At 60.0% G+C, this 6000-nt stretch carries 6 protein-coding genes and 1 tRNA gene; 2 read left to right on the top strand and 5 right to left on the bottom strand.

What is annotated here, in order from left to right; translation table 11 throughout:
• The first annotated feature begins 624 nt into the window (after positions 1 to 624).
• Positions 625 to 1290 (top strand): DUF2239 family protein, encoded by a 666-nt coding sequence (locus PSV43_RS16160; protein ID WP_300199513.1) that lies wholly within the window; start codon positions 625 to 627, stop codon positions 1288 to 1290.
• Positions 1291 to 1495: 205 nt separating this feature from the next.
• Positions 1496 to 2206, top strand: a complete 711-nt coding sequence (gene purQ, locus PSV43_RS16155) for a phosphoribosylformylglycinamidine synthase I (RefSeq protein ID WP_300199510.1) — start codon at positions 1496 to 1498, stop codon at positions 2204 to 2206.
• A gap of 109 nt (positions 2207 to 2315) precedes the next feature.
• Here the strand turns inward: purQ and PSV43_RS16150 are convergent, their stop codons facing one another.
• From PSV43_RS16150 to PSV43_RS16130, 5 genes are all read right to left on the bottom strand, one after another.
• Positions 2316 to 3170 carry a hypothetical protein gene (locus PSV43_RS16150; protein WP_300199507.1) on the bottom strand — a complete coding sequence of 285 codons (855 nt, stop codon included), beginning with the start codon at positions 3168 to 3170 and terminating at the stop codon, positions 2316 to 2318.
• A gap of 49 nt (positions 3171 to 3219) precedes the next feature.
• The gene (locus PSV43_RS16145; protein ID WP_300199505.1) at positions 3220 to 3756 is read right to left on the bottom strand and encodes a dihydrofolate reductase; all 537 of its coding nucleotides are present in this window, start codon (positions 3754 to 3756) and stop codon (positions 3220 to 3222) included.
• Complete coding sequence (locus PSV43_RS16140; protein WP_300199503.1) at positions 3757 to 4731, bottom strand: MBL fold metallo-hydrolase; 975 nt, start codon at positions 4729 to 4731, stop codon at positions 3757 to 3759.
• A gap of 129 nt (positions 4732 to 4860) precedes the next feature.
• Complete coding sequence (locus PSV43_RS16135) at positions 4861 to 5718, bottom strand: 50S ribosomal protein L11 methyltransferase (protein ID WP_300199500.1); 858 nt, start codon at positions 5716 to 5718, stop codon at positions 4861 to 4863.
• Positions 5719 to 5815: 97 nt separating this feature from the next.
• Positions 5816 to 5890, bottom strand: a tRNA-Gly gene (locus tag PSV43_RS16130).
• Positions 5891 to 6000 lie beyond the last annotated feature (110 nt).

Below are 6000 nucleotides of genomic sequence, written 5' to 3'. Positions count from 1 at the left end.
CTGGCATGGATGGCACTCAGTGAAGCCGGGGATCGTGAATTCAGCGTCGCAGGAAAAGCAGCCATGGAGCGCGGGGCCTCCGAGCCCGCAGCAGGTCGTCTGTGTGAGTGGTGAGTTGTTCCAAATTGAGTGCCGCAAACACGGCGATGCCCGGCTGGGGAGATGCTTTGGAAAAGCGCGGAGTGCTATGCGTGAGCGGAGTGCTGCGGGCTCGGAGGCCCGCGCTCCGCCATCTTGAGTCTGCCGCGGCATCCATCATGGATCTTGGAAGCCTGCGGATGCTGGTGGCGGCGGAGGAGCGTCGAGGACGCTGCTGGCGGACGCGGTTTGTGCAGAAGGCGCTGGGTTTGCTGCCCGGAGGGCTGGTGCGGTAACCCAGGGCTTGCTCGTTCCTCGCCGCGCCCTGGGCTGAGTCCGCCGCACCTTTGGTGCTGAGATCCTGGCGGCAATGCGGACGAAACATGGTCTTAACCGAGCGGCATTCATGTCTGGCATCTTTTTTTGCAGAGGGCGGTGTTTTCGATTGAGGTTTCTGAGCTCTGATAAGAGCTGAGTATGATTTAATATTATCCGGGTAAAAATAACGCTTGATTATTATCCGGGTAAAATTAGGATTTCACTCCTATGATCCAATCTGCTTTCTACCCCACCTTTACCACTTTTGACGGCCACTGCCGCATTGCTACGGGGCCTCTGCGCGAGAACGCCCTGGCGCTCAAGCGGGCTCTGGCGAGAGGCTCCCTGAGCCCTGTTTTCATCTTTGACGATGCCACGGGACGTGCCGTCGAGGTGGACACGCGGGGCAGCGACGAGGAGTGCTGCGCCCGCTTGGCTGCGCGGTTTCCAGAGCATGCGCAGGCTCCGGCAGGCGAGCCAGCGGAAGAACCAGCCCAACCCCGGGGGCGCGGGCGGCCCAAGCTCGGGGTGGTGGCGCGTGAGGTCACGCTGCTGCCCCGGCATTGGGAGTGGCTGGACACGCAGTCGGGCGGCTCATCGGTGGCGCTGCGGAAGCTCGTCGAGGAAGCCCGACGCCAGAGCAGCGAGAAAGATCAGGTCCGCAAAGCCCACGAACGTGCCTACCAGTTCATGGTCACCCTTGCGGGCGACCTTCCCGGCTTCGAGGAGGCTTCACGCGCGCTCTTTGCCATTGATTTGCCGAAGATGCGTGTTCTTGTTTCTACTTGGCCTCGGGATGTCGGTGACCATGTGCTGCGCCTTGCTTGGGGAGATCAATGGAAGGCTGCCATTCCGGCTTGTGGCGAAGGAATAACGGGAGGCTCAGAGGCGTGAACCTGCCGCCGGGACCAGCTCCCATCGGGGGCGCCGATGTTCGCAGGTCAGGGGCAGATGCTAGAGACGGTTAAAAACCGGCGATCCAAGTCCAGACTGCTGTCTCCAACGTGGGAGGAACTGTCCACGCGGGGGCGAAATTTGACTCGGATGCATGTCTGGTTGCATCCGGCGGTGGCTTCGCCTAGATGCGGTCAGTATTCTCATGCCTCACGCCCTTCTTCTCAAATTCCCCGGAACCAATTGCGATGCCGAAACCGCTCGTGCGCTGGAGGCGGCGGGCTTCACTGCGGAGGTGCTGCCTGTGGCTCTGCTGGAAGCCAGTTCGCTCGACAAGGCGCAGATGATCGTGTTCTCCGGTGGCTTCAGCTACGGGGACTACGTGATGTCCGGCCGCATCGCCCAGCTCATCACGAAATCGAAGCTTGGCGACCAGTTGAAAACCTTCGTGGACAAAGGCGGCTACGCGCTGGGGATCTGCAACGGCTTCCAAATTTTGACTCAGCTCGATCTCCTGCCGAAGGGCAGCCTGATCCACAACACGAGCGGCCGTTTCATCTGCCGCTGGGTGGGCCTGAAGAAAAACAAGGGCAAGGCCAGCCCGTACCTCAGCAAGCTGCCTGAGAATTTTGAACTTCCCGTGGCTCATGCGGAAGGTCGTCTCGTGACGGAAGGGGACGCTGCCGCAAGCTACGTGAAGTCCGGCCATGCGGCGCTGCTTTACAACACGAATGTGAACGGCTCCACCCATGCCATCGCTGGACTGCAGGACGACACGGGCCGCGTGTTTGGCCTGATGCCGCACCCGGAGCGCTTCATCTTCAAGAGCCAGCATTACGATCCCGATTGGAACGGCGATACCCAGTTCGGCTGGGGCCACTACCTCTTCCAGTCTGCCCGCGAGGCGCTGAACTGAGTTGCTTCGCCTGAGGCTTCGTCCGCCGCCGCTGCGGACGGAAGTCCGTGAGCACGGAGACGTTATGTGCTTGTTGGTGAAGCTGGCCCGAGGGGCTGACAAAGAGTGGCTAGGCCTTGCTCTTGTCGGTCTTGAACCGGTTCCTGACAGAGGCCTTGTTGGGGACTGCGCGGCGGATTTCCACGATGGGCTTCTTGCTGATGGTAGGTGGCGGAGCTGCCTTGGCTTTGTCCGTTCCTTTGTCAGGCTGCGCAGGTGTGGGCGCGGGCGGAGGGCTATCGGCAGGGCCATAGAGCTCGCGTGTTTTCTGGTGCATCATTTCGGCTTCGGCGGCACGCTGCATGGCGTCACGAATGCTGGAAGGGACGGCACTTTCGGTGAGGGGGGGGAGTAGCGGATTGGGGCCGGCGGCCCACGTGCCGAGGGTCGGCATCATTGCGGCGATTTGGGTCTGGTTATTTACCTTATGCAGGCCGATAACGCGGAGGGAAGTGCCAAAAAGGTAGAAGATGGTGCTCTCGTCGAGACCTTCCACCATGCTGCCGCCGCGCTGCAGGATGGGGCTGCCGCGGAGGATGATTTCATCCTCGGTGATAAAGGCTTCCTGACACAGCGCCTTGGCAGGCTCGCTGAAATTCATTTCGATGAAAACCTTGCCCCGGGCGCGAGCTTTGAGAGGTTTGCCGTCGGCGGAGTACTTGAAGACTTGGATCGAGTCTGCGGCGATCTTGAGGTAGGGCGGGAATTCGAGCTGCTGCGTGGAAATGCTCTTGGCCTCCACGAAACTCATGCTGAGGAGGAAGCTCAGATCGGTGGGAGACTTCACCAGAGTGATGTCTTTCGATGCGGCTTGTGCTTGGTCAGCAGTGGCTGCGGTTTTCGTGCTGGCGCAGCCGGCGCACAGCAGGGCTGCCGCGAGCAGGGCGACAGCGGAGCGCGGGTTGAACTGGTTGGAAGTGTTCATCTGCGAGTCTTAGATACACCCAAAGGTGATTTTGCTCATCTTGAATTTACTATAATGCGGCGCGGGAGGGCTCGGTGGACGCCTTGAAGCGCTCGTAAGTGGCAAAATCCAGCGCCTGGGCGTGGGTGGAGTCGGCTGGAAAGTGCTGCCGGGAGGTCTGGCGCCATTCACCGGAATTGACCGTGGGGAAGGGGACGCCGCCACCGAGTTTCGAGTCCACATGGGTCAAAATGAGCCGGTCGGCGCAGGGCATGGCGGCGGCGTAAGCACCGCCACCGCCGCAGTCAAAGAGCTCTTTGACGCCGTGCGCTGCGGCCAGATTGAGAGCTTCGTCCACGCTTGCAACGCGTTCACCGACCTGGGGCATGAAGGATGGATTGCGTGTGAGCACCAGGGGGTGGCGATCTTCAAACCAGCCGATCATTTCTTCATAGGTGCGGCGGCCGAGGAGCAGCCACTGGCCACGGGTGGTGCCGCGAAAGTGTTCTTTATCTCGTGGCAGATCCCACGGCACGCCTTTGCCGGTGGAGATGAAGCCATCCGCTGAAACGGCGGCGATGAGGGTCAGTAGCGGGCGCGTGCTCACTCAGTAGATCGCGGATTCACCTTCACGGAGGAGTCGCACGCGATTTTCAAGCTGTCGTTCGATAGCTGCTTTAACCAGACGCTCAGCGGGCTCATGGAGCGGCTCGCCGCCGAGGGGGAAGGTGCCATGATGCATCGGGATCATGGCCTGTGCTCCCATCATTTGAAAGGCGTCCAGGGCTTCTTCAGGGTTCATGTGAACCTGCCGCCCACTGGGTGCATCGTAGGCGCCGATGGGCATGAGCGCGAGGTCGATGCTGGCGCGTTTGCCAATCTCCTGAAAGCCGTCAAACATGGCGCTGTCACCGCAGTGGAAGAGGCAGCGGTCGGGGGATTTGATGAGGTAGCCGCCGAACTGGCGGTGGGTGTCATGAATATTCCGCGCTCCCCAATGGCGTGCGGGGGTGAGTGTGATGCGCAGATCCTGAAAGGTAGCGCTCTGCCAGGTCTTCAATTCCACGATGCGCCCGAAGCCGCAGTTTTTCACCACTTTGCCGACACCTTCAGGGACGATGATGGGCTGCGCTGCGGCGAGCTTGCGCAGGCTTGGCAGGTGGAGGTGGTCGTAATGAGCGTGCGTGATCAGAACGAGATCGATGTGGGGCAGGTTATGCGCCCAGACGCTGGGGTGGCGCACCCGCTTCACCGGGCCGTGCCAGAGCGCCCAGTTGGGGTCGATGGCGATGTTCACACCGCCGATCTGACAGAAGAAGCCAGCATGCCCGAGCCACGTCACCCCGATCTCATTGAGCAAGGCCACTGGGAGATTGCCAAAATCCTCGCCCGGCTGACGGGGGGCGAACAGAGTGGGAATGAGCACCTCATTGAGGAACTGGATATTGCGCTTGCGCCAGCCTTCGGTGGGGAGCAGTCCGATGCGATTTCCCTCTGTCAGAGCCTTCTTGAGCAGGCCGCGCGTTTGCTGCGGACTGGAAGGGCCAGCACCGTCGGATGAGGAGGCGGGATCGAAAAGCATAAGGCGCTGCTTGAATCTGTGAATAGTAAATGCTCCAAGCACCCAAAACACAACCATTAAGTGCAGGATGTGGTGCGAGTAGGGGGGATGCCTGATGTCCAGACTCCCACACGCAAGTCCTGCGCCAGATCAGCGAATTTTGACCGTGCCTAGAGCGGTCACCCACTTGCCTTTGGTGACAACCTTCTCCACCACAAAGCCTGCACGCTTGCCAGCCGCGAGGCAGGCCTTGGCCTGAGACTTGAGAATGCCGGAGAGCATCAGGATGCCGCCGGGAGCGACTGAGCGCACCATTTGTGGAAAGGCCGACTCCAAGATGTCGAAGAAGATGTTTGCGGCCACGATGTCCCAGGTTTGCTTAGGCTCCCACTTGAGCACATCGACCTTGGTGAAACGTACTTTCGGGGTGTTGTTGCGCGCGGCGTTTTCCTGCGAGATTTTCACGGCGGCGGGGTCGTAGTCGCAGCCCCAGACACGAGTGGCGCCGAGTTTGTCAGCGGCGATGGCGAGGATGCCGCTGCCGCAGCCGAGATCAGCCATGCTCCACTTCTGGCCGGCGGTCTGGCGCTCTTCTGCTGCATCGACGAGAAGACGCAGCACGGTGGCTGTGGTGGCATGATGGCCGGTGCCAAAGGCCATGTCGGCGGGCACAGCGATGATCTCGCGATTGGGAAATTTGGCGCGGGCGAGTTTGAGATCAGCCTGCGTCTTGGCGGTGCAGATCACAAATTTATCACGCACCTTCACCGGCGGCGGAGTTTGGGATGAGTGAGCCGCCCAGTTCTGTGTTTTCAAGTGGCGGACATCGCCACCAAACTGCTTTTGAGCCGCTTTTGCAGGCTCGGCCTTTTCACAATAAAATTCGAGGCGGACCATTTTGCGACCCGGAAAACTGGTGGTGACGAGTGTGCCGCCAGGGTTTCCTGCGAAGCGCTCTTCCCATGTGTCAGCCGAACGTGATGCTGTGAGTTTGGACCAGACGTACATGAATGTGCAATCGTGTGTGAGGAGGGAGACTCTGAGTTACCGATCCATGCCTTAAAAGGGCTAAGGTGACCTGGACCATCAATCTTTCTGGGACTGATGGAGCGGGTGACGCGATTCGAACGCGCGACATCTTCCTTGGCAAGGAAGTGCTCTACCACTGAGCTACACCCGCAAATTTTTCGGTTCGACCCGGAAACTTTGAGGGCGGGATTCTGGCGTATGATCAAAGATCCTGCAAGTGCAAAGTGCATATGTTGAGAATGTTTTTATTCGAGCCATGCT

The sequence above is a fragment of the Prosthecobacter sp. genome (assembly GCF_029946185.1).
Taxonomy (GTDB): domain Bacteria; phylum Verrucomicrobiota; class Verrucomicrobiia; order Verrucomicrobiales; family Verrucomicrobiaceae; genus Prosthecobacter.
The sequence above is the reverse complement of the archived record's forward strand: the minus strand, read 5'-3'. Positions and strand labels throughout refer to the sequence as shown.